We start from the raw sequence: 24,459 nt of genomic DNA on the forward strand, positions 1-24,459 counted from the left end.
AATTTACGTTATATAGATAAATAAGAGACAGACATTGTCATTCACCCAATTAATAAATAGGCATTTATCTACATCATAGTTTTATGCATATATACAACCTTCAGTTATGGAGAAACACATGATTAATGATGAAAAATCCCCTTTACTTACAGCAGAGAATTCTACCTTCGCTATCGACCTTCATATAGTTCATGTTACTTCACAAAAAATAGAACACGATGAATATATTTGTGGCTGCGGAGAAAATAACTGCAGTGGATGCGGTTATGAACTGTAACAAACAAAATTCACAAATTCATTTCACGGAACTTCATAAATGAGAATAGTATCCTCTTTTGCACTTCGTAATGTCAGTACTGAAATGCGTATACGTGCCCAGTTATCCACATGTACATCGTTGGATATTGCGCAATTCTGGAATGATGTAAAAAACCTGAGCACGCCCCTGATTGCCGAATCTAATGGAATCGGTAAATTCTATGAAGTCACTTTCTTATGGCGCTCAGAGAAGCCTCTATTGAGCGTTTATGTTCGCTTGAACCGAGTGACAGATAAACGCAATGTAACAAGAGGGTTGATGACTCGTATCCCATCAAGCGACATCTGGACGCTAACCCTTAGATTACCAGCAACATATCGAGGTTCATATTCGATAATCGAAATACCACAGGGAACGACACCTGAACAAATGACTGCTCTTGGTGGTCGCTTTTCCCCTCTTACTGGACAATCAGATCCACTTAACAAAGCACCGAGTATCAACTCAGGAAGTGGTGTTAAAGAGTCGATTTTGTCGCTAAAAGACGCGCCCGAACAAAATGAATGGATTGATCTGCAGGGTACTTACTCTGGAAAACTTATCAGTTCTTACTCACTTATTGCCAGCCGTAAACGCCGTATTCGCACCTATTTTCCTGATGTAGCCAACACCATCCCACTGGGATTACTTGTGTTACCAGATGCAGAAACATGGTTTGACCGCATAGGAGTACTGGAACCCATAGATATCGCGATTAAAAATGGTCGTATCAGCCCTATAGCCGTACTAGGAATTGATAATCTTGATGAATCAGATCGTTCAACAATCCTGGGAGGAAACAGTGAATTTATACTCAATATTGTCGACAACTTAATTCCCCAATTACGAGAAAATTATCCCGACAGAGTATGGGCAGGACGTTCAAAAACCGTTTTCGCGGGCCAAAGCCTTGGAGGTGTTAGCGCATTGATGGCCGCTTTATACGCGACAGAAACTTTTGGCTCCATAATCTGCCACTCTCCATCAATGTGGTGGTCACCAGACAGAGATACTCCTCCCTTCAGGTTTACTGAAAATGATATATCCTGGGTAAGTAAACGCGTATTATCCCGGCCTCCGAAAAAAGTGCAAATCAATTTATGCGTAGGATCCTTAGAAGGGGCCACCGTTTCACATGTCCAGCAGCTACATCAAGGGTTACTTGCATCCGGAGTGGAAAGTGTTCTTTCTATTTATTCTGGCGGTCACGATTATGCATGGTGGCGTGGGGCCCTTCTTGATGGGCTAGCAACACTTTGACATTCAGATAAACACTCTTTAGCTAATTTGGCTGTAACAGATAGATACTTCAAAAAGTGGAGTATCGGCATTAATTTCCAGCAGGAGAATTTCTTGTGCGTGTTCTATTTATTGGTCCACCCTTATATGGCCTATTATATCCAATACTTTCACTCGCTCAGGGCTTTCGTGTAAATGGACATGAAGTACTGATTGCTAGCGCAGGTAAATTTGCGCAAAAAGCGGCTGAAGCTGGTTTAGTCGTATTCAATGCTGCCCCCGACCTCGATTCAGAAGCTGATTATCAACGTCGAGAAAAAATTCGGAAGCAGAACAATATAGTAGGCAATTTTTCTTTTTTTAGTAATGATATGGCCGATCAATTAATTGAATTTGCAGGCAAGTGGCAACCTGACTTGATAATCTATCCACCACTTGGCCCAGTAGGCCCGTTAATTGCGGCTAAGTATGGTGTTCCCGCAGTTATGCAGACGGTAGGATTCGCTCATACCTCCTTGCACATAAAAATGATGACACAAACTTTGGCCGATACTTATACCCGCCATGGCGTTGCCTCTCCCCCACAAGATCTTGCCTGGATTGATGTTACGCCTCCAAGTATGAGTATTCTTAAAAATGACGGCGAACCTATCATTTCAATGCAATATGTACCTTACAACGGAGGAGCCGTATGGGACACGTGGTGGGAAAGGCATCCTGACAGAAAACGCTTGTTGATAAGCCTTGGCACAGTTAAGCCTATGGTTGATGGACTGGATCTAATATCCTGGGTTATGGATTCTGCCGGCGAAGTAGATGCGGAAATAATTTTACAGCTATCGCTTAACGCGCGCACTGGATTGCGAAAATTACCACCAAATGTCCGGCTTGTTGATTGGATCCCTATGGGAGTATTTCTCAACGGTGCCGATGGATTTATTCATCATGGTGGCGCAGGTAATACGCTGACTGCCCTGCGCGGTGGAATACCCCAGATTGTTTTTGGGCAAGGTGCAGATCGCCCCGTTAATGCCAGAGCCGTAATGGAAAGGGGTTGCGGAATTATCCCTGACAATAATGGTTTGACCACTAAACTCATCAATACATTTCTTAGCGATACAACCCTACGCAACGTTTCAGCACAGGTCGCAGCTGAAATGGCTGCCCAGGCCAGTCCTTCTGAAGTTTCGAAGCTTTTGGTAGAAAAAGTGGAATGTTCATATTTCCCCCGCCAACCTTCCCACCATCAGCCGAATCGCTTCTCTTGATAGCGGCGCTCTGTCGGTGACGAAGTGCAGCGTCATGCCCTCAATGAAGGCATCCAGCCCGCGGGCGGTCGCGGGTTCAAACCACTGCTCGAGGGTTTGCTGGCTGCGTAACATCCAGTTCTGCATCACCGCTTTTAGGTTCGGCTGGCTGCTGCAAAAGGCGTAAAGCTGGTACATCAGCTCCATATTGCGCGCGGTGGTAACCTGGGCGCTAAAAATCAGCTCGGCAATGGCGTCACAGGCCTCTTCGCGATTACCCACATCGGCAAAGAACTGCTGATACTGCACCGACATCTCGCCGGTGAACAGGCTGAACGCTTCTTCGACCAGCGCTTCAATACCGCTAAAATAGTACGTCAGCGAGCCCAGCGGTACACCCGCACAGGTGGCGATTTTCCGGTGCGTTACCGCATGGATGCCGTGTATAGCAATCGTGTCCAGCGTCGCCTGCAGTATGCGCTCCCGACGCCGCGGGTCGTTTGGTCGACGGGCCATAAGTTTTCCTCTTTCAGGCAAATGGACGCTAAATCTAATGACCCAGGCTTACATGATCCCTCAGGCTGAATCGAATCATTGAGGCGAATAAAAAATCAGCCAGCAGCAAGCAACCTGGATGTACAAATGTACACAACCTTGCTACTGTTGTCTTCATCTCTTCACTCACGGGCCTTTACGGATGACAGCGCAAACCTCCCGCAGAGCCCTTCAGCTAAGGCTGTGGGCGCTCTTCATGTTCTTTTTTATCCCCGGATTACTCATGGCATCATGGGCAACCCGCACGCCGGCGATTCGCGATTTGCTGACGCTATCCACGGCAGAAATGGGGATTGTATTATTTGGACTATCAATAGGTTCGATGAGCGGCATCCTCTGCTCTGCGTGGCTGGTCAATCGATTCGGCACCCGTAAAGTCATTCGCGCCACCATGTCCTGCGCGGTAGTGGGCATGTTGGTGCTCAGCATTGCGCTGTGGTTTACGTCAGCCGTACTGTTTGCCGTTGGATTAGCCATCTTCGGCGCCAGCTTTGGCTCAGCTGAAGTAGCCATTAACGTCGAAGGCGCTGCCGTTGAGCGTGAAATGAATAAAACCGTCCTGCCGATGATGCATGGCTTCTACAGCTTCGGCACGCTGATCGGCGCCGGAATTGGTATGGCGGTGACCGGCTTCGGCTTACCCGCCGCACCGCATATTCTGCTGGCGGCGCTGGTGGCTATCGCCCCTATCGCTATCGCCATTCGCGCTATTCCTGACGGCACCGGTAAAAATGCAGCGGAAGCCGCGCAACATGAAGGAAAAGGACTGCCGATATGGCGCGATGCTCAACTGCTGCTGATTGGCGTGATCGTCCTGGCAATGGCCTTTGCCGAAGGCTCCGCCAACGACTGGCTACCGCTGTTGATGGTTGATGGTCACGGCTTTAGCCCAACCTCCGGTTCCCTGATTTACGCAGGCTTCACCCTCGGGATGACCATTGGCCGCTTTACCGGCGGTTGGTTTATTGACCGCTACAGCCGGGTAACGGTGGTTCGTGCCAGCGCGGTGATGGGTGCGCTGGGTATTGGCCTGATTATTTTTGTCGATAACGCGTGGGTCGCTGGTATCTCCGTACTATTATGGGGTCTCGGCGCATCGCTGGGCTTCCCGCTCACTATTTCCGCCGCCAGCGACACCGGCCCCGATGCGCCGAAGCGCGTCAGCGTGGTGGCGATCACCGGCTACCTCGCCTTCCTCGTCGGGCCGCCGCTGCTGGGATTCCTGGGCGAACACTTCGGCCTGCGCAGCGCCATGATGGTGGTGCTGGCGCTGGTACTGGTCGCGGCAATCGTCGCCCGCGCGGTGGCGAAGCCACAACCTGAACCTGTCATGGAGAACAGTTAATGAGCATCAAATTGATTGCGGTAGACATGGACGGCACCTTTCTGAGCGATGCCAAAACCTATAACCGCCAGCGCTTCCTCGCGCAGTATCAGCGGATGCGCGAACAAGACATCCGCTTCGTGGTCGCCAGCGGCAACCAGTATTATCAGCTCATCTCGTTCTTCCCTGAAGTCGCTAATGAGATAGCCTTTGTCGCCGAAAACGGCGGCTGGGTGGTGAGCGCCGGAGATGACGTTTTTAACTGCCAGATGCCGAAAGAGCATTTCAATATCGTCATCGACCATCTCCAGACGCTGACCAATATTGAAATTATCGCCTGCGGTAAACGCAGCGCTTATACCCTCAATCAATATAATGACGAGCTGAAAGCGGTCGCGGCGAAGTACTATCATCGCCTCGAACTGGTCGACGACTTCAATCATATTGATGATGTGATTCTGAAATTCGGTCTCAACGTGCCAGATCACCTGATCCCGCAGATGCAGCCGAAGCTACACGCTGCGCTGGGCGACATGGTGACAGCGGTTGCCACCGGCTACGGCAGCATTGACCTGATAATTCCCGGGGTCCATAAAGCCAACGGCCTGCGTATCCTGCAGGAACGCTGGGGCATTGAGAACCATGAAGTTGTGGCTTTTGGTGATAGCGGCAACGATATAGAGATGCTGCAACACGCCGGTTTCGGGTTTGCTATGGCCAATGCTGCCGCCCCGGTGAAAGCCGTTGCTGGCTACGATGCGCCGCACAATAACGAAGAAGGCGTGCTGCATATTATTGATAAAGTACTAAATCGTGAAGCGCCGTTCGCCTGACGAGGTCCCTGCTGCGACGCCTGATTTCGCAGCAGGGCATTATAGAATTACTGCGGCTCGTGGGCATTACCCACGCTCTTATCCTTCAGGAAGTAGACCGTCATCGCCAGCCAGAGCACTCCGCTCAGCAGATTTAGCAGGCTGAACAGTCCGCTGCTGCCAGATTCATAGGCATGCTTACTGACTTCAATACCAACGGTAAAGATCAGCATTTGCAGCATGCCCATCGCCGCCGACACCGTCCCCTTGCTCATCTCGCTGGCAAACAGCGTCAGGCGCACCAGGCCAGCGTTCGCCAGACCAATGCCGAATGCGTAAACGCTCAGCCCGGCGGTCATCCACAGATAAGCATGCGTCGAGGCGACCGTCGCCACCGCAGAGGTTAGCAGGCCAATCATAATCGGCCAGCCGCCGAGAATAATCAGCGAGCGCACCGTTTTGCGTGAAGTCTGGCGCGCCAGCACCAGGTTACCGGCAATCAACGCGCCAAAAATCGGCACCTGCAGCAGGCCATATTCATAGCTGGTCGCCTGCTCGCCGCTGATGATAATCACCGGCGATTGGGCAATCCATGCCAGCAGCGGCAGGCTGACAAAGCCGGTCGCCAGCGCTCCGGCGACAAAGCGCAGGTTCTTCAGCACTTCGCGATAATCGCGCCCCAGCTCTTTGACCGATAGCTTCTCACCGATGCGGGTAGCCGTTTCCGGCATCGCCCGCTGCAGCCCAAAGAAAGCAATAGCGGCCAGCACGGCAAACAGAACAAACATCATCTCCCACGGCAGGAGGTGAACCCAGGCCGCGCCCACCAGCGGCCCGAGCAGCGGCGCAATCAGCGCAACGTTAGCCATCAGGGCGGTAATCTTGATACAAACCGCCTCTTCAAAAGACTCCTGTATCGCCGCATAGCCGACCGCGCCAATAAAGCAGAGGCTGATACCCTGCAAAAAGCGCAGCAGCGTAAACTGCTCAATAGTTTGCGCCAGCAGCGTCGCCAGGCAGGTCACGATAAACCACACGACGCCGGTCAGCATCACCGGACGGCGGCCGATACGGTCTGATAGCGGCCCCAGCAGCCACTGTAAAAACATACCGCCAGCCAGGTAGGCGGTCATCGAAGTCGGCACCCACTCATTACCTACGCCAAACTCTTCCACCACCGAGAGCATTCCCGGCTGGATCATGTCATTGCCGATATAAGTGGAGAATTCGTAGAGCACCAGGCACAGCGGAAAGAGCAGCGCCTGGCGTCCGAGGCGTTTACCCGAGAGTGAATAATTCTGCATGAAATCTCTTATTTAAATAAAACCGCGCAAAGTTTAATGAAAGTCGCGCCGGGGAGATAGCGAATTGTGAGCCGCGATAAAAAATTTTCGCCTCCTGGCATAACAATCCCATCAGCTAAGGAAAATCTAACTGTATATATTTCGTTTATGTTTCAATTAGATTACACGCTATATACTCCCTTATTCAGTCTGTTAACGAAGACACACTCACGCTTTCATTCATAACAAACTGATAATTAAGACAATACTGCTTTACCTTATCGCCACCATTTTTTAAGGTGGGCGGCTTGTTGCTAACGGACTAAAGAGCCTGGATGTATGCTGGAAAATATCAACTACGCGCTGTTTGCATTGCTCAATGCAACTCCCGATTCCCCCTGGTGGGCGATTGAAATCGCGACGTTTATCGCCAAAGACCTGATTATTATTGTGCCATTACTGGTATTCGCTTTATGGCTTTGGGGGCCTAACCAACGTCAGTTAGTATTTAAAGTTATGATGGCACTCGCCGTTAGCCTTACGCTTTCATGGATATTTGGTGTTTTTTTTCCGCACGAACGTCCGTTTGCCGCCGGTGTTGGCTATAACTTCCTGCACCATTCGCCAAATAACTCCTTTCCGAGCAATCACGGCACTATCTGCTTTACCTTTGCGTTGGCTTTTATGTTCTGGCACCGACTGTGGTCGGGAGCATTGCTTATCGGTATTGCCTGCGCGATTGCCTGGTCCAGAGTCTATCTCGGCGTTCATTGGCCGATGGACATGCTGGGCGGACTACTCACCGCGATGAGCGCCTGCCTAAGCGCCCAGCTGCTGTGGCAAAGCGGCGGAAAAATCCTTTATCAGCATCTGCAGCGGCTGTACCGCCTGTTCTTTTCGCTACCAATTCGCAAAGGCTGGGTGCGCGGATAGCCCATTCCTGACCAGCCGGTAAAGTTGCGGATGGTCTTAGCTCCACCACGTGACTAACCCTCTTCCGGCAGGTAAAATTGCCGCTGACGCCCTGTCAATGCAGGGCGCTTTCAGCTTAGAGGGAACATGGAAACTCGTCGTGACGAACGCATTAGCCAGCTTATTCAGGCACTCAAGCGCAGTGATAAACTCCATCTAAAAGAAGCAGCCACCCTGCTTGGCGTGTCAGAGATGACCATTCGTCGCGACCTCAACGGCCATAGCGGCCCGGTTGTTTTGCTGGGCGGCTATATTGTGCTGGAACCACGCAGCGCGACGCACTACCTGCTGAGCGACCAGAAAACGCGGCTGGTCGATGAAAAACGCCGCGCCGCCCGCCATGCGGCGAAACTGCTTGAGGCCCATCAGATGGCCTTTTTCGACTGCGGAACGACTACGCCGTGGATTATTGACGCCATCGACAACGCCCTGCCCTTTACTGGCGTGTGCTATTCGCTCAATACCTTTCTTTCCTTACAGGAAAAGCCCCAGTGCCGCGCGATTTTATGCGGCGGTGAATTTCACGCCAGCAACGCCATTTTTAAACCGCTGAGCCTGCAGGATACGTTGAGCCATCTCTGCCCGGATATCGCGTTTTATTCCGCCGCAGGCATTGATTGCGAGCAGGGAGCAACCTGCTTTAACCTGGAAGAGCTGCCGGTAAAACACTGGGCGATGAAAAGCGCTCGCTACCATGTGCTGGTCGTTGATCACAGTAAATTCGGTAAGGTTCGACCGGCGCGAATGGGCGATTTAGCGCAGTTTGACGTGATTGCCAGCGACGTTTGCCCGGATGATGACCTGCTGGCGCTGGCAAAAGAAAAACAGATTTCACTTCTTTACTAACCGCGCCCCGCAGGGCGCGGCCTGCGTCTTAAGAGAACCAGCCGCCAAACCAGCCGTGCAGTTTCATCAGCACGAAATCAACCATCCGGCTGAAGAAGCCGCCTTCGTTGACCGCTTCCATGACAATCAGCGGCCGCTGCTCAATGGTTTTATCATTGAGTTTAAAGTCGATGGTGCCAACAACCTGCCCTTTGGTCAGCGGAGCGGTCAACTGAGTATCGTTCAGGGTGTAGCTGGCCTTAAGGTTTTTCAGCTGGCCTTTCGGCAGCGTGATGGAACCGGCCTCGCCCGCTCCCAGCTTCGCTTCGCTGCTATCGCCAAACCAGACGCGCTGGGTAATGAAAGTCGCGTCAGGTTTAATCGGCGTCACGGTTTCATAGAAGCGGAAACCCCAGGTCAGCAGCTTTTCTGACTCATTAAAACGGATGCGGTCAGTTTTGGTTCCCAGCACGACGGCAATCAGGCGCATATCGTTTTGCGTCGCTGACGAAACCAGGTTGTAGCCAGCCCCGGCGGTTGTCCCGGTTTTTACGCCATCCGCGTTGAGGTTTGTGCTCCACAGCAGACGGTTACGGTTCGGCTGACGAATCTTGTTAAAAGTGAACTCTTTTTCTTTGTGGATAGCATACTCTTCCGGCACGTCATGGATCATCGCTTTGGTGAGCAGCGCCATATCGCGGGCGGTACTGAACTGACCCGGCGCATCCAGACCGTGCACGGTCATAAAGGTGGTGTTGGTCAGGCCCATCTTTTGCGCATAGCCGTTCATCAGGCTGACAAACGCATCCTGGCTCCCAGCCACGTAGTCGGCAATCGCAATGCTGGCATCGTTGCCGGACTGAATGATGACGCCCTTATTAAGATCTTCTACCGATACTTGCATCCCCGGCTTGAGGAACATCACCGAAGAGCCGCGCAGCGCCGGGTTACCGGTTGCCCATGCATCACGCCCGATGGTCACCATGTCGGTAGACTTAATCTTGCCCGCCTTTAACGCCTGGCCGACAACGTAGCTGGTCATGATCTTGGTCAGACTTGCCGGGTCGAGTTTCTCATCAGCATTGCCTTCGCTGAGCACTTTGCCACTGGCATAGTCCATCAGGATCCAGGCTCGCGCATCAATCGACGGCGCATCGGGGAGTTGTTCTGCAGCCTGAACCGCAGGCGCAACGAGAAATAAAAGCGCGCAGCCTGCCGCGAGGCCGCGAAGGGAAAAAGTATCATGCGTCATAAGAGCCACCCAAGTATCCTTTCCAAACAAAAATATGCCGCCACACTCTTTCGGCGCCGCAGCAGCCGGTGAGTAAAGCGTACAAATGACCTTAAAGAAACAGCGAGTTGGTAAAGTTTTTAAAGTTTACGCAATAACCCCGCCTGCTGCTGCAAACAGAGCAATTTTTTTGATCGCGGTTGCCTAAATATTAACTTTATTATGGCATGCAAAAAAATAGTTTAGCAAATTCAATGATCTGCTTCATTTTCAAAGATATAGAGTGATTGACTTCTGGACAAATGCAGACAAATACAGACATTTGATTGCCCCAAATTGTGCCCCAAACACCACTTTGCCCCAAAATCTGCCCCAAAAAACAGCTCACCAAAGAGAAGGCCCTCGGGAGTTGGTGGCGAGTTTATGCGCAATCCGCTTTATATAATAATTTGCGATACGGCTGATGGGTGGACACTTAATTTGTGATATTTCTGGCACTGTTACTGCTTACCGTGACTACTGATAGCGATTTAGACGCATGCCTCAACGCAGTATTGAAAGCAATTAAAGTGACTGGCCGACATTCGTTCTTCACACGATTTGAATGGCTCTGGAACACAAAAATATCCTCTGGATGCCTTTCCCGTCGCCGGGCTATCATCGCCATCACCGTAGGTGGAATTTCAACGCGCAGCGCTTTCAGCCTCCCCCTCTCTCGTATCAGTATCGAATTGCCATCTATGTCATCATAACGAAGCGCCAGCAGCCTACCCGCACTAAGGTTCGTGTGGAAAATCAATGCCCACAAATCAGCCCAGGTATCTGAGACTTTGGCAAGGTTACTATTAATTATCAAAAATTGTACGAACGTTAACGCTTCCTTACTGCTCACATTCAACCACTCTTTCCTCTATCCTTCGTTGAGTTATTATCTCAGATGTTAATTTCAGGAAACAGTAGTTAAAGTAAGGTTACTCTCACCAAGTTATCAAACAGGGCTATCATCCTGCCTCATATCGTTGATCACGTGCGTTGCAACTCCGAGCACTTCAGCGACCTATACATCAGAAGTGCCCGCTTGATGTGGGCAGTCGGTCGCCGCTCACCTACAACCTGCAAGGAGGTTGATTTTTCCGATGTTCTCCTGTATTTTCGCTTAAAATTACATTTGGTTACAGTCATGAATAAATCATTCTTACATGCCAATACAGATAAAAATATTTACAGCCTTAATTCGTTAAAATTAACACTCAGCATCATGGTCGTTTTTATTCATACAAGAATATTTTTGGATAACAGCGTACTGCTTGATACCTTTACGTCAAATGGTTTTTTTAGAATAGCTGTTCCAGTATTTTTTATAATGAACGGATATTTTTTACCATCCACAAAAAATTCATTCAAGAAATGGTTAATTAAGTCAACCTGCATTTATTTATCGCTTACCGCTCTTTACGCTTTTTTTTGGTTAGATTATTCAACACTCACCACATCAATAAAAACAATAGCTCATGCATTGTTGGCTGGTTACTCACATCTCTGGTATATACAGGCAATGATAATTGCAGGATTGATAATATTTTATTTGAAGAACAGCACACCACTATTAATAATATCTGTTTGTTTTTTTCTTTTCGGCTTCTTCATTCAAATATATACATCATATCAACATACAATAAATCCAGATCTCCCACAACGTTATTCCATATACAGAAATGCTTTCACTATTGGATTACCTTTTATGTTTATCGGATATCTTTTTAGAACTAAATGGACACATATGCCGCAGAGAACAACAATAATAATTTGTTTGTTTGCCATCATATTATTTGGGATTGAAATATTTATAAATCACACCAAATTCATATCTCAACAGCCACTATCTAAATCAATGTCATTCGATATTTACCTTTCTCTTATAATACTATGCCCAGCTGTTTTTTTGTTATTTAAAAACATGAAATTCGGGATAAAAATAAACAAAAACATTCCGAACTACATTTATTTTTTTCACCCAATACCGATTTTGTTGTTAAACAAAAAATTAGCATCAGTTAATAATATAATTTATTCGGCTTTGATAATTATCATAACTTTAGCTATATCATTAACCGTTATTAAAATAACAAAAACATTACACAAAAGCAAAGTTATTGGAGCTTGACAGGAGTTAGTTAAAGTGAATGCGTTTCAAGTGATGATAGCTCGCGAGTTCGCGCCGATAATGCTCATAGGATTCACTGTAATCTGGTGTCTTAGCAGCAAAACATATTTGACGACTTTCAATCCATCTATAGGCTTCCGGAAAGGAAATGTGAATTCCCAGAGCTACCAGAGAGAAAACAAAGTCCCTCTTGTACAGGGACTGAAAGCCTTTCGAGTTTCGTCGAATTGATTCCCGAAAGGCCTGGTTGATACCCGACTGTCTGAGCATGGTTATCCTCCCATGAATACTGTTTATGAACACAGTTGTTTTAAGGGGATGGAAAATCAAGAAAGTTGCGGCTATCGATTAATGGGACTGGCGGTAAATCAGTTCATGGCCAGCATATACTGCATTACCGCAAGCTGTTCCGCTCCTGTAATCTGACCATCAATCAGAACAGCCGATTTGATATCGATTGAAGTGGTCGAAGTGTTGCCGTCAGGCCGCTTGCCGATTAGCAGGGATTTAGTTCCAGCGGATTTTGTTCCGCTCAATGATGCTGACGATCCGACATAATTTAGCGTTGCCGGGTTGTAAACGGCAGCGTAAACCTGGCCTTGATAAGCGTGCCCTGCCACAGCACACAAATCACCTACGGCAATAGATGCAGGCCATGCCACTGTTGCTAGCCCCAGCGAGCCGCCTGCATTTTGCGCCGCCATTCTCAGGTTGCCATCGGTGCCGATTCCCAGGGCAACGCCAATCCCGGATCCGCTGGCAGTTGAAAAATCCGCAACGAAATAAACACTCCCATCGGTGTGGACTGGAGGCCGTCGAATTACAGCAATTATTTTAGTATTACCTGAATCAATAACAGAGGTATCAAGATAGTTGCTGGAATTAACGCTGATATATCCCTGTGAATTATCAAATGTGCCGTATTCGATTAGCGGCAATGCATTATTGAAAGAGTTTAGCGTTATGTCGGTTACAATATCACTAAAATAATATCCACCTTTGTTCGTTCCGGTAACCACCGGGAAATCAGAGAACCAGTTTGTAACCACAAAGTCATCAAGCGTTTTCATTCCCGGCACTACGGGCAGAACACCATTTATTTTAATTGAAGTGATTGACATATTTACTCCTGAAAAAATTCGTTTTTCATTTTGTTTGTTAATATATAAGCCCCAAGGGAACTAAGATGGAGATCATCATCCCATGCGCCGTTGCTGTTGTCGTAGGTTTTGGGGAACAGCTGATAACCACTAATAAAGTTCACATTATACTCTACGGCAAGTTCTCTTGCGACCTGGTCATATTCATTAAGTGAAGGTGTAGCCGTTGCATTGCATTGCCCTGAGGAGACAAGGCAAATACAAATATCTGGAGTTGCAGCTCGGTACTGGGCTATAACCTCTGTAACGCCCGCCCTGTATTCTGTAAGGCCCCTACTCAATCTATAATCATTTGTATCTAAAATAACAAATAGCAGGTCTAAATCCAGATGCTGCGCAACAGGCGCAATCCATGCAGAGAAGTTGAAAAAATCATTCGCGATAGCGCCGCCATTCCCCATCCTTGAAACGGTTACGCCGGAACGCACAGCGCTGTTCTTTCCATACATCCCCAAAATGGATACAACCCCACTTCCCAGGCTCTGAATCGTTACGCTATGGGCTGTTGCGGATAGCCCACTGATATCGTGCTTTTTAGCCGTTCCTGTGTTCGCGCCAGTGATAGTTACAGGATTGCCACCATCAATTGTGATGGTGAACGTTCCGGAACCATCATAATAAAAAACTGAAAGATCGGTTGCTGTGATGCCGGTCCAGGACAGCGAGCCAACGGTATTATTATTGTAATATCCATTCCCATCCGGTCCGCATCCATACGGTGGTGGGTTCGTGTTATTACTCCCTCCATCATATTTAGTAAAATTCGTCGCAACGACAGGTGAAATTCCCGCCATTACCCCATCAGTCCTGTCTGAGCAACTAATCCAGCCAGGGTCTTTGTAATTGCCGCCGAGCACATTAATAAGTGACTGCGGAATAGTTTTTCTTTCTGTCCACGAATTACCAGTGAATGCTACATTGACACTGGCGGCCTGACCATTAAAAACACGTCCGCGTTTGAATGTGAATTTATACTGATCACCCTCAATAAATGAACTGGAAGATACACCAGAAGTGCCTATGAAATTTTTAATAAACCCCTTTAAAACAGGCCCAACACCCGCTGCATCAAAAAGGCCACCGTCAAACCATGCATAGACATTACCGTTCAGGTCATGAGCAAACGGGAAAAAAGCGGGACTATAGGTTGTGTACTGCGTAATCATCTGTTCGACAAGATTATTTGGCGTGTCAGCAATTATCTCTTGTAGAACTGGCCCTAACCCGGCCGCATCCAGTCTCCCGTTATCAAGATAAACAGGTACTTTCCCATCATTATCATGAAATAGCGGAATCATCGCTGGAGAGTAATCGCCGGGGACAAGGCGAGAATCAATTTTGTCATCAATCGTTCTGATGGATGGCATTTCTCGCCCGGTAGCGGTCAGCGTTCCGCCAACGTTCATGATCTCGATAGCGAGCGTGCTGTCATCAGGGCTGCGGTAATACGTAGTGCTGCCATCAGGGATATTCGCAATATCTGCCTGAGCCGCCTCAAGCGTCTGATACTGCTTGCTGAGTGGGATCAGGTTCTGCCTGACCTCATCGTTTTTCGCCATCATCTGACGCCAGGTATCGAGTGGTTCACCGCCGCGGTCGTTAACCGTTCCGGCCGGACCGTTAACCAGCTCGTCAGCGCGCTTAACGTTGTCCATGAATATTTCCGGCGTCGTCGTTCCCAGCGGCGGATTCAGTTCATCTGCAGCCATGTTTTTTGCTCCAAAAAGAGGCTTCGCCCAAACGAGGGTTTGAGCGAAAAAAGTTAATAAGGGGTTTTTATGGGGAATTAAGCGACGTCGCCGGGGTAGATAGCGTCGTCGTAGCTGTAGAAAATTTCTTTATATTCCGGGGCGGTGACCTGACATGTGCAGTCATCAGACGGGACTATTTCCTGAACAATACCGTGCCGGGCCCCCTTCTCACTGTCACAAAACAACAGGCGCGGTAATTCAACATCCGGATCATCCATTATCCAGTCTTCCGGGTGCAGATCGTCGTTGTACGGTATAGTAAGGGTGAAGTCATCGATACGTGTCGGCGTTAACAAGCGAGTTGACGGCCGCCCTCCCTGAAACTGAATCCAGCAGCGCGGGTTAGCATAGCTCCAGTCCAGAGGCTCAGTAACATTCAGCGTAATAACATCATCGTCATATATCATTCCCTCAATCAGGCAGCTTATCGTCTTCCCGGTGAGAATATCGTCAGCGAGAATGATGCGATCGCCAAACTGATAGCACCAGCCCAGCAACTCTGTTGTACAGTCATAGGTTTTGCGCTGATGCAGATATTTCATCAGCCTGCGCATTCCTATCCTGTACGCACGATCCGCGCTCATTGCTGCGTCAAGGGTGTATGATTCGACTTTTCGGGGTACCGGGTTGTCATCGGTTCGGCATTGCACCGTTTCTTCGGCCCATCTGATGGGGTTGATGTATTTCACATCCACGCCATCATAGTCGTCGTCCGTCCGCGCCCTGAAATTCGTCTGCATATCCCCCACGGTATCCTGTGGAGTGATGATGCCAGACCAGCTTTTGATACCTTCCCGGCCCGCAGACAAAAGCCCGTCAGAAAGCAGAAAATACCCCATCCCGGCTTCGGTTATCTTGTCAAAGATGTCCTTCGCGGAGGTGCTGTCACTGACCGCCTGATAATCAAAATATTCCCCTCTCGGCGTCCACCAGGTTGACTCCAGCATGTTGATGGTGTCTGTGTCGATCTGGCTGTCGCTGTAGCCAAGGCTGCGGGCAAGGTGGAAGAAAGCGCCGCTGATGGTTCTGTCTCCGCCACTATCGTAGTTTCTGGTAGCCACAACATTCACCCGGCGATCAGACTGTGCGGCCAGTTTTCCACCTGTTTCGACCGTTACTCCCCAGGTGGTAACGCCTGCATAGGATGTCGGTCGGTTCAGAAGTCTGCCACTTAAAGCCTGCCAGTACATATTATCCCGGCAGTTATTCTCTCCCTGTTCGTTTGTGCGCCGACAGCGAACCTCAACAAGTGAAGGCTCAGATAACGTGATCCGCTCAGTGAATCCAAGACCGTTTATATTAAGCAGGCGGTAGCTCCCCTTATGCGTGACCCATGATCCACCTGAATCGTATGCCCGATACTGAATCTCCCAGTAAACCGTCCGGGGGCCTTTGCTACCACTTTTGGTAAACCAACAGAGGCCGTTAGGGAATGAGAAATTCACTTCGAACATGTCAATCTTCTCGTTTGACGGACACGCAAGGAATGGCCCCATCCAGCGATCGTTATCGTTTATGCCTGTAACAACATAATCGACCATCGTGCGGGAGTTAAACCCAGGCCAGGTGGTATCAACAACACCATTAATGAGACGGGCAAGGGTTGCGGTCGTACCGTCAGTCGTCACAACCTGATACTCGTTACCGCGATGCGCCAGCGTCAGACGCTGTGTGCCATCAGGCACCCCGGAAAATGCGGTACCCGTCGCGCTGTTATAAGCCAGCGTAACATTAGCGATTACGGCAGCACTGCCACCACTTGATGCTGAACCACTGGTGTAAGCCGGTGCATCACCGAACACAGTGACAGGAAGTGAGGTTGAGGTAATTGCGCCACCGACGAACGGGCTGGAGGCTTCCGTAATCGTTACGGTTCCGCCATTATCCTGCGCAACAAGCCCCGATCCTGTTAACCCTTCAGTAATCACAGCCAGCAGGCCGGACATGTTCACATAATTTGTGACCAGCGAAACAGAATACGTCTCTCCCTGCCAGGTCACTTTAAACGTGGTGCTGTCCATTGAAAAATCGTAGGTGATCGGCGCTGCACTGGACTGAACTCTGGCGGCACTGCCACCCTCACCTGGTACCGCATCCTGACCCGGCGTGTAGGATGCAATCACCAGATCATAATCAACCCCGTTGAAACTCAGCGTCACGGGCATACCCACGTCCGGGGCGATTTCCGTCAGTATCGGGCTGGAAAATACGCTGTAACCTGATGACGTGGACATGAGGTAGTTTGTCGGCGCTTTAATTTCGACAATCGTTCCCTCCACCCAGCTATCAGGAAGTTTATTCTCGTCAGCATCCTCATCGTCATCATCGTCCCTGTCGAGACCTGTGAACGTCACGGCGATACCGGAAACTGTCATGCTGTCTGCGATGATATCTTCCGACTCAGGGGAGGTCTGGCCCAGATCTAACCCGGCCCCGCTGGATGTTCCTCCCACCTCTGTAGAGTTGAACCAGTTTTCACTGCGCCGGTCACCGGAAACATCAGCTCCGGGTGGATATACGGTATCGCTGAAACCGTCCCCGAGTGATAACACTGGCGTTTCGCCCACGCGCTTATCACCGCCAGTAAAGGAAAAGCTACCCTGGCCAACGCACAGGAACATTTCGACGGTCATCCTGGTCGGGTCATCAGGATCGAAACGGGTCACCGGCTGCACCAGATAATCCGGGTAAATCCGGTTTTTTCCGAAAGCCTCCAGGATGGGGTCGCCGAGTCGCGCGGTGTTGGCTTTGGCTGGGTTCAGGTCCAGCGAGCGTCCCGTACTGGATGAGAAACTGTTAACCCCGAGTTTAGGACCGAAAAACAGTGAGTACGCTGCGGAGGCGACGGATACCGCAACCGACACCCACATGGCAATCTCCAGCCCTGTACCATAGGGAACAGGGTACATTCTGATATCGCTGTCGGGTTTCAGACGGCAAAGCGGCCATTCTTCCGGGGGGACGGGTTGCCCGTTAAGCTCAACGACCACAGGATGTTTCCGATCCTGGCTGTAACTGGGTACGTTTTTCTTCATCCATTGATGAATCGTTAAATAGCCATGTTCGTGTGTTTCAAGCGGTTCTCCGGGCAACCGGGAGGGGTAAATTCTGATGGTCATTGCCAGAACTCCACACGGTTAAAGCGGCGTATAAATCGCGCCAGCGGCAGAAAAGTAACGTTAGCGCCGGGATTGCACTCAGCAACCTGCAACTGACCATCTAGCAGAACGACGATCCCGACGTGTGTCACCGTTGAGCCTGAATAACATGCCACGCCAGCGCCCACGCAGGGTTCGCAGCGACTCAGCGATTTCATAAACTTTCTGGCCTCCCTGTCGAGACCGCCTTCGTCTTTTGTCACTCCGGCAAAATCCGGCCATGGTGGTAGTACAAGGTCACGGCGGATTTCATTAATAATGCCGAAACAGTCAAGTTCAGGGTAAACGCGACCGCCCTTCAGCCAGGTGACTGAACGGTATTTATCAGAATTGAACATAGAGAAACCTCAGGAGGACATGTAACGGAGTCCGGGGTGCTCAGCCAGGTTGAAGCGCAGGCGGGGCCAGGCTGTTTTCAGGATATCCATATACCCTGCTGTCAGTTGAACCGCGCTGGCCGTCCAGCTTCCCGACTTCACATCAAGCGTATAGGGTGCTGCAGCGGGCGCAGAAAGGTCAGAGGAAATGTACCGTCGATAAGTCAGCGTTGCCGATTTCATTTCATCCAGAATTTTGTCAATCGCGCCGGATACCACGCCGTCAATATTGCTGAGGGAAAACTTCAGGTCCTGGGTGCCGTCCGCATTTCTGGCTGGTAATGCGATTTCAACTGCGCATCCCTCGAAAGTCGCCTCCTGTCCATTTTCAAGCGTGACGGTAACATCATCCCATCCGCGTGTTATCCAGTATTTCTCATCTCCGGCCGTGATTTGCAGCGTATCGTGGATAACTTCAGAGCCGCTGCTGGCATAAAGGCGCTCAAGAATCGTCATTTTTTGGCCACTCTTTATTCAGTGCGATATCGAGTAATGACTGACCAGCGAGCCATTCCGGATAATTGCCCCACCCGGCAGGCGGTAACGGACGCTCCCACAATTCCAGCATTGCGCTGTACTGCCAGTATTTTGGTGCGACCAGCGTCGGTCCTTCGTAAATATCAACAAATCTGGCCTTGTAGGGCTTTACTCCGATTGGTGTCTGGAGTTTAAGATAAAACCAGGACTGACCGTCTTTCAGTGCATCCCGGAAAAAAGCCTCAAACACCTGCGCCAGCGCATCAGTCTGAAAAATCCATTTCACTGATGCCTGGGTGGGTGTTGAGGTGTATCGCCGCCGCTGCCTTGCGCGACCGGATGTCATTTCCGTTCGCAGTAAAGGTGATGTGGGCTTAAAACCGTACCCGTCCATAAGTGGCATGGGCAGGTACTCATCCGGATAGATAATATCCGCCATTAACTTTCCCTCCGGGCTGGTCTATTGCGGTTTTTTGGACTGAAGGTTGGAATAAAGTGCTTTACCGAAAGCCTTTTGGGGATTGTTTATGTCGCTCGTCAGTTCAGATTTTATCTGCTTAGCCAGGCGGCGACCGTGGGCATCCATTGTCTGCATCATCACATCATCAGGTTTACCCGTCAGGTAGTAATTGACGTTGGTGTCTCCCATAGAAAGTAATTTTCTTTCCTGCTGCTGCCTTGCTGCGTCCTGGACTGCTGGTGACTCACGTCCAACCGCACGAACCCCCAGCGAACCATCAGCACCACGGGTAAGCGGCATAATTGCTTCCGGACCAGCTTCACCGAACACGCCCGCGCCTTTCGCAAAGGCAAAATACTGCGGAGTGCTGTATACGCCGCCGCTATAGGCAGAAAGCGACGGGGAATCGTAGACACCGCCGAGGGCGTTGAAGGAAAAAGACGATCCGAAACTTTGCAATGCAGTTCCACTACTTGCAGCTCCACTTGCTCCACCAAAAAGACTACCGAACATCCCACCAGCACCACCGCCGAACGACGCCATAATCGCTTTGGTGATTAACGCTTGCGTTGCCATCTGGATCAACGTCTGAATCACCGTTTCACCCAGAGAACTGAAGATATTCGACATCCCTTCCTTGAACGAAGTCGCACCCGTCAGAACACTGGTCAGGTTATTGGAAATGGAGTTCGTGGTGTTATTGAGAATCTCGCTGGTCGCTGATGCAGCCATTGAACTGAGGTCAGCAGCCTGATCGGCGTAGTTCATCAGTGAATCGCTGATCCCCGCCCGCCAGTCTGACTGCTGTTCATCGGTTTTCTTGTAGTAGTCCTCCTGAATCTGGAGCCGCTCAGAAAGCGCCGCCTGAAGCGCTTCCGTTTGCTGTTTGTACAGGTCCTCAGAAATTTGCTTCTTGTTAAAGTCACGCTGAAGCTCATCCTGTTGCTTACGGAAGTCAGTGCGAATATCCGCCATTTCCTTCATGCGGTCGCGGGCCTTATCCCCCATCCCCGCACCAAGAAAATCAATATTCCCCCGGTCACGCGCAGCAGCATTACTGTCAGCCAGCCCCTCACGGAAGGTTTTTAACTGTTCAGCAATGTTTTTCTGATCGATTAGCGCAGCGTTATGCAGAAGGGTTTCTTTTTTAGCTTGATCGAGTGAGGCTAACTCCCCCTGAACTATCTGATATTTTATTTTTGCCAGTTCATTGCTTTGTCCGGCGAGTGCAATCTGTTCTTCTTGTTGTTTAACAATGCGGGTATATGTATCTTCCGTTTTTTCTTCCTGGCTTTTACCTCGACTTTTCTTATTGGAGTCACGTAATTCCTGAAGCTTCCTCTCACTATCAACAGCATAATTTATATATTTCTCGTATTGTCCTGCCGGAAGATTTAAGTCTGAAGCTTCAAATTGGGCCTGTCGCCTTGCTCGCTCAACTCCGCTCAAACCAGCAAGTTCTGCCTGCTGCTTTGCTCTATCCATTGCGGATTGTTGCTTAGAATCAAGTCCGGGCAGGACAGGGCCTTGATAAGCCTGGGTTGCTAAGACAGCTTGCCGAGTAACTTTATTAAGCCTGTCGTACATATCTGCCAGAGAACTAACAGCGCCTGTCATTTCAACTGTCTTGCTAATTGCGGCATTTGTAATATCAATAATTAAATCTTGCGTCTGCTGGCGTTTTTTGAGCATTAATTCAAGCTTGCCTTCTTCAACGGCTAATTCAGAAGCAAAAATTCCTGCTTTTTCAGTTGCATCGTTATATAGCCAGGTCCCTTCAGTAGCTGCCTTAGCGGCCTGTCTGGCGTTATAAAGTTGATTAGAAAGCTCCGCTACCTTCTGTTTCTGTTTATCAATATTATAATCTTGAGCATCAATGGAGAGATTTGCTTGCCCCAAATTAGCTGATATTTGTGTCTGAGACATAGATTTAAGACTGTCTCTTACTTGATCCAAAGTATCAGCATATTGCACAGCCGATGCGCGAGCTTGCTCTTGACGTTGGTAAATCGTATACCATGCTCCAGCACCTAACATCAAAACACCGGGAATACCGCCGACTAAAGAAAGTAGTCCGGCCGCCCCGTTTTTTACTAATCCTAAAGCAGAGGTGGTTTTATTAAGCGCCTCTTGAGAGGCCCTAACGGTTATATTTGATTGTACTAGAGCAGCATTAGCCGTTATCATCGCACGGCGCTTTGAAATTGCATTCTGAGTTGCTGTAGCTTCGGTATTAGTATTTTTGGCTAATTCTAATTCACTTTGTGCTAATTGATAAGCCCTTTCAGCTGCAATAGCATCAGCAACAGCTTTTCTTTGAGATTGAGTAGCCGATTGTGACCGCGCAGCAGCCAAAGCTATTTCATTCTTCCTAGCATCAAGAATATTCCCTGTTTGAGTGCCAATATTTCCTACAATCCCCCCAAAATACTTAGCCCCGCCAATTGCCGCCAATGCTCCAGCAGCTGTTGCAACCGTGTCAATGTTATTCGCCACAGAATTGAGAACGCCCACAAGAGTGGTTGTAGCTCCGGTAGCTTCATTAGCTCCGCCAACCCAAGCCAAGAATGCATTCTCGATTTTAGTCGTAGCAGCCGAAACCGTTTGAGGCATTGCTTCATATTCTTTCCTGAGCGTACCTAATTGACTAACTAACGCAGGAACAACCTTATCTGAAGTTAAAAGCCCTTGATCAGCCATCGCCTTTAGGTCTTTTCTTGCCACTCCCATTCCGGAAGCCAAGGCACGGATGACTCGATCTCCATTTTCGTTTACAGAATTGAATTCCTCACCACGAAGAACTCCTTGAGCTAGCGCTTGGCTAAATTGAGTAATCACTGAACTTGCTTCGGATGAGCTTGCTCCAGATAGCTTTAATCCAGTTGATATTGCTTCTGTAACTTTCAGTACTTCCTGCGAACTATACCCATATTCTCTCATAGATGCAGCTGAGCGCGAAAATAAAGCTGCGTTATCAGAGAAAGCTGTACCTGTCCTCTGACTAATTTCCATTAAAGCATTTTGAGACGCTTTGAAGTCATCAGTAGATTGCGAGGCTTGTTTCAGCCTTGCATTAACAGAACTCCATTCATCGGCGAGGTTTATCAAATGCCCGGTAGCAAATGCGCCCGCAAAAGCCCCAGCCATTCCAATGGCAGATGATTTTGCCGAGTTCATTTGATTTGTTAACTCAGAAATAGCTCTTTTTGTTTCTCTTGAGGCCGCTGCTGCTTGGCGACCACCTGATTGCATTATCTTATAATAATCATTGCCCATTCTAGAGGCGCGAGATATTTCAGTCTGAAACGATTGAGAATTAGCAGATATTTTTATAATTAACTCACGGAGAGTAGCCATACATCACCTAATAAAACACCCCGCGTTTGCGGGGCTTTAGTTTAAGTGTTTTTATTTTGATGGGCTATTTGTATTAACAAATCAATTTGTGCATCTTGCTTTTTATTTATTTCCTGCAAGGCAGCTACCTGATCATTAGCTCTTACACTAAAACGAATCAAATAAAAAACAATAATAATATTAATTAGCCAACCAAAAACACCAAAGACTACGAATAACGGTTCCATAACGCCTCCCCATGTATTTGGCGATATCCTAAACCGTCACGCATGTATTGTCACTGAGAAGCCGCGAGCAAAGCGGCCTCTAATCCCGCAAAAGGATCGCCGCTGTCGCTTGCCTCGTCCTCTTCTGCGCTCCACTGAAGCTGTGCGTCTTCAATGGTGACTTTACCGCCCTGCGCCCCGTAGATCGCTGAAACCAGCTGAGCATTGAGAATATCGCCACGGATATCACCGATCGGGCTGATACGGTCGTATTCAGCCCACATCCTGAATTCTCCGACCGTCATGGTTTGTCGCAGTTCGCCCAGCGTGCGGCCCATCCGGAGCGCCAGCGCCATCAGGAACTGCATGCCAGGCATTTTTACTTTGCTTTGGCATCATCCGCGTCACGAACAAGATCGAGCGACTGTTTCAACAACCGGGAATGGATGGGCCCGTAAATCGCTTCAACCTGCTCGGTATCATCGACGGTGAAAACGTACTGCAGGTCGGTATCCAGCAGAATATCAATGAAGAGTGTGACATCTGCCCGCATCGTGCGGAACGCGCGTTCTGAAGGGGTCAGTTCTGGCACCTCTGCCGCTTCCTGCCCTTCCGGTAGTTTTGGTTGTTCCGGGCTGGCAATACCCTGCCAGCGAATCCAGGCTTCAGCCGATGGTTCACGAATGATAACTTTGGCGTTTTCCCACTCCGGAACGGTGACTTCTTTTTTACGAAAACCCGCCATCGGGGCCAGTGCCAGCGCTTTAAGATTCTGTTTTGACATTAAGTGTATCGCCGGTCTCCCGGCGCTCCGTTAATTAATGGTGACGGTGTGGTCAGCAGAGGTGATAACAGTGCCATCGGCATCGGTGACGACGCAGGAATAAACCCCGGCATCGCCTGAATCCACTCCGGACTGACTGAATGTTGCCCCTGTTTGCCCACTGAAAACCACTGCGTCTTTTTTCCAGACGTAGGTATAAGGCTCCGTACCGCCCTGAACCACCACGCCCATGGTCAGGGTGCCTCCGGCCGCCACTGTCTGCGATGCGGGAAGGTCTGCCGCGAAAGACAGGATCCCCGGGGCATTAATATTGGTTGGCTTGCCTTTCAGACGCAGGGAGAACGTCGCAGCAACGACGCTGTTGACCTGCGCATCCCAGGTGTGTTGACGCACCTCGGCCCGAAACAGAAAGCCATTACCGGACGGGAATACAATTTTGAAACCATAAATTTCATCATTGTCATAGGCTTCACGCAGGGCATCCTGTCCGGGATTGCGTGAGAAGTTACCGGACATTGACATCTCATGTGGTGCCGAAAGTCCGTTGATATTCTCCGTTTCCTCTGAGCAGAGCGTGGTCACGTCAATATCGTTTTTCTGCCCTGCGGTGAAGCTGGCCTGTTTGATTGCGCAGCTGAGATTCAACCAGATTGCCGTGCCCAGCTCTTCCGCCGTCACGGGTCGGGAGGTAATCATTACCACCGTTTTTTTAGTGCGTTCGACTTGCGCTGTCATTTCGGTCTCCAAAAAAAGAAACCCGCCAGCGGCGGGTTGGGGGA

At 49.4% G+C, this 24,459-nt stretch carries 22 protein-coding genes; 8 read left to right on the forward strand and 14 right to left on the reverse strand.

Annotated elements, in window-relative coordinates:
- Window positions 1-118 precede the first annotated feature (118 nt).
- The 3 genes from FN082_RS29910 to FN082_RS00980 all read left to right on the forward strand — a co-directional run bounded on the left by FN082_RS29910 (window position 119) and on the right by FN082_RS00980 (window position 2,805).
- Window positions 119-277: a hypothetical protein gene (locus FN082_RS29910; protein ID WP_185931920.1), complete on the forward strand. Its 159-nt coding sequence runs from the start codon at window positions 119-121 to the stop codon at window positions 275-277.
- 39 nt (window positions 278-316) lie between these two features.
- A complete protein-coding gene (locus FN082_RS00975; RefSeq protein ID WP_142463807.1) occupies window positions 317-1,558 on the forward strand; it encodes an enterochelin esterase domain-containing protein in 1,242 nt (413 codons plus the stop codon).
- A 95-nt stretch (window positions 1,559-1,653) separates the two neighbouring features.
- Window positions 1,654-2,805 carry a glycosyltransferase gene (locus tag FN082_RS00980; RefSeq protein WP_142980976.1) on the forward strand — a complete coding sequence of 384 codons (1,152 nt, stop codon included), beginning with the start codon at window positions 1,654-1,656 and terminating at the stop codon, window positions 2,803-2,805.
- Here FN082_RS00980 and FN082_RS00985 read toward each other — a convergent pair.
- Entirely contained in the window at window positions 2,755-3,300 is a 546-nt protein-coding gene (locus FN082_RS00985; RefSeq protein ID WP_142980977.1) for a TetR/AcrR family transcriptional regulator, read from the reverse strand. The two genes, FN082_RS00980 and FN082_RS00985, sit on opposite strands and share 51 nt — an antisense overlap.
- 181 nt (window positions 3,301-3,481) lie before the next feature.
- Here FN082_RS00985 and FN082_RS00990 point away from each other — a divergent pair, with 181 nt between their 5' ends.
- Window positions 3,482-4,684: an MFS transporter gene (locus tag FN082_RS00990; RefSeq protein ID WP_142980978.1), complete on the forward strand. Its 1,203-nt coding sequence runs from the start codon at window positions 3,482-3,484 to the stop codon at window positions 4,682-4,684.
- The gene (locus tag FN082_RS00995) at window positions 4,684-5,496 is read left to right on the forward strand and encodes a Cof-type HAD-IIB family hydrolase (RefSeq protein WP_139537093.1); all 813 of its coding nucleotides are present in this window, start codon (window positions 4,684-4,686) and stop codon (window positions 5,494-5,496) included. Before FN082_RS00990 ends, FN082_RS00995 begins: the two co-directional genes overlap by 1 nt.
- 47 nt (window positions 5,497-5,543) lie before the next feature.
- Here FN082_RS00995 and FN082_RS01000 read toward each other — a convergent pair whose 3' ends face one another.
- Complete coding sequence (locus FN082_RS01000) at window positions 5,544-6,779, reverse strand: MFS transporter (RefSeq protein ID WP_142980979.1); 1,236 nt, start codon at window positions 6,777-6,779, stop codon at window positions 5,544-5,546.
- A 318-nt stretch (window positions 6,780-7,097) separates the two neighbouring features.
- On the opposite strand from FN082_RS01000, the gene ybjG reads away from it, so the two are divergent.
- Together ybjG and deoR are read left to right on the forward strand one after the other, a co-directional pair.
- Window positions 7,098-7,691 carry an undecaprenyl-diphosphate phosphatase gene (ybjG, locus tag FN082_RS01005; protein ID WP_139537091.1) on the forward strand — a complete coding sequence of 198 codons (594 nt, stop codon included), beginning with the start codon at window positions 7,098-7,100 and terminating at the stop codon, window positions 7,689-7,691.
- Between the two features lie 126 nt (window positions 7,692-7,817).
- Entirely contained in the window at window positions 7,818-8,576 is a 759-nt protein-coding gene (deoR, locus tag FN082_RS01010) for a DNA-binding transcriptional repressor DeoR (RefSeq protein WP_139537090.1), read from the forward strand.
- Between the two features lie 28 nt (window positions 8,577-8,604).
- Here deoR and dacC read toward each other — a convergent pair whose 3' ends face one another.
- Window positions 8,605-9,807, reverse strand: coding sequence for a serine-type D-Ala-D-Ala carboxypeptidase (gene dacC / locus FN082_RS01015; RefSeq protein WP_142981156.1), 1,203 nt, complete (start codon window positions 9,805-9,807; stop codon window positions 8,605-8,607).
- 1,060 nt (window positions 9,808-10,867) lie between these two features.
- Between dacC and FN082_RS01025 the strand changes: the two genes are divergently transcribed.
- Window positions 10,868-11,950, forward strand: a complete 1,083-nt coding sequence (locus FN082_RS01025; RefSeq protein WP_235892111.1) for an acyltransferase family protein — start codon at window positions 10,868-10,870, stop codon at window positions 11,948-11,950.
- A 368-nt stretch (window positions 11,951-12,318) separates the two neighbouring features.
- Here FN082_RS01025 and FN082_RS01035 read toward each other — a convergent pair whose 3' ends face one another.
- The 11 genes from FN082_RS01035 to FN082_RS01085 all read right to left on the reverse strand — a co-directional run bounded on the left by FN082_RS01035 (window position 12,319) and on the right by FN082_RS01085 (window position 24,415).
- Window positions 12,319-13,071: a hypothetical protein gene (locus FN082_RS01035; RefSeq protein WP_142980982.1), complete on the reverse strand. Its 753-nt coding sequence runs from the start codon at window positions 13,069-13,071 to the stop codon at window positions 12,319-12,321.
- A gap of 2 nt (window positions 13,072-13,073) precedes the next feature.
- Window positions 13,074-14,819: an SGNH/GDSL hydrolase family protein gene (locus tag FN082_RS01040; RefSeq protein ID WP_142980983.1), complete on the reverse strand. Its 1,746-nt coding sequence runs from the start codon at window positions 14,817-14,819 to the stop codon at window positions 13,074-13,076.
- Window positions 14,820-14,896: 77 nt separating this feature from the next.
- Window positions 14,897-17,980, reverse strand: coding sequence for a host specificity factor TipJ family phage tail protein (locus FN082_RS01045; protein WP_142980984.1), 3,084 nt, complete (start codon window positions 17,978-17,980; stop codon window positions 14,897-14,899).
- Window positions 17,977-18,357, reverse strand: coding sequence for a nitrite transporter (locus FN082_RS01050; RefSeq protein ID WP_139537082.1), 381 nt, complete (start codon window positions 18,355-18,357; stop codon window positions 17,977-17,979). Before FN082_RS01050 ends, FN082_RS01045 begins: the two co-directional genes overlap by 4 nt.
- Before the next feature lie 9 nt (window positions 18,358-18,366).
- On the reverse strand, window positions 18,367-18,852 hold the full coding sequence (locus FN082_RS01055) for a DUF1833 family protein (protein WP_142980985.1): 486 nt from the start codon (window positions 18,850-18,852) through the stop codon (window positions 18,367-18,369).
- Window positions 18,839-19,312 (reverse strand): hypothetical protein, encoded by a 474-nt coding sequence (locus FN082_RS01060; protein WP_142980986.1) that lies wholly within the window; start codon window positions 19,310-19,312, stop codon window positions 18,839-18,841. The genes FN082_RS01055 and FN082_RS01060 overlap by 14 nt, the downstream gene beginning before the upstream one ends.
- Window positions 19,313-19,333: 21 nt before the next feature.
- Window positions 19,334-22,690 (reverse strand): phage tail tape measure protein, encoded by a 3,357-nt coding sequence (locus FN082_RS01065; protein ID WP_142980987.1) that lies wholly within the window; start codon window positions 22,688-22,690, stop codon window positions 19,334-19,336.
- A 41-nt stretch (window positions 22,691-22,731) separates the two neighbouring features.
- Window positions 22,732-22,917: a YebO family protein gene (locus FN082_RS01070; RefSeq protein WP_017145578.1), complete on the reverse strand. Its 186-nt coding sequence runs from the start codon at window positions 22,915-22,917 to the stop codon at window positions 22,732-22,734.
- Window positions 22,918-22,967: 50 nt separating this feature from the next.
- Window positions 22,968-23,273, reverse strand: coding sequence for a phage tail assembly protein T (locus tag FN082_RS01075; RefSeq protein WP_142980988.1), 306 nt, complete (start codon window positions 23,271-23,273; stop codon window positions 22,968-22,970).
- 2 nt (window positions 23,274-23,275) lie between these two features.
- On the reverse strand, window positions 23,276-23,680 hold the full coding sequence (locus FN082_RS01080; RefSeq protein WP_142980989.1) for a phage tail assembly chaperone: 405 nt from the start codon (window positions 23,678-23,680) through the stop codon (window positions 23,276-23,278).
- A 30-nt stretch (window positions 23,681-23,710) separates the two neighbouring features.
- On the reverse strand, window positions 23,711-24,415 hold the full coding sequence (locus FN082_RS01085; RefSeq protein ID WP_139537077.1) for an immunoglobulin domain-containing protein: 705 nt from the start codon (window positions 24,413-24,415) through the stop codon (window positions 23,711-23,713).
- Window positions 24,416-24,459 lie beyond the last annotated feature (44 nt).

The sequence above is a fragment of the Klebsiella spallanzanii genome (assembly GCF_902158555.1).
Taxonomy (GTDB): Bacteria; Pseudomonadota; Gammaproteobacteria; order Enterobacterales; family Enterobacteriaceae; genus Klebsiella; species Klebsiella spallanzanii.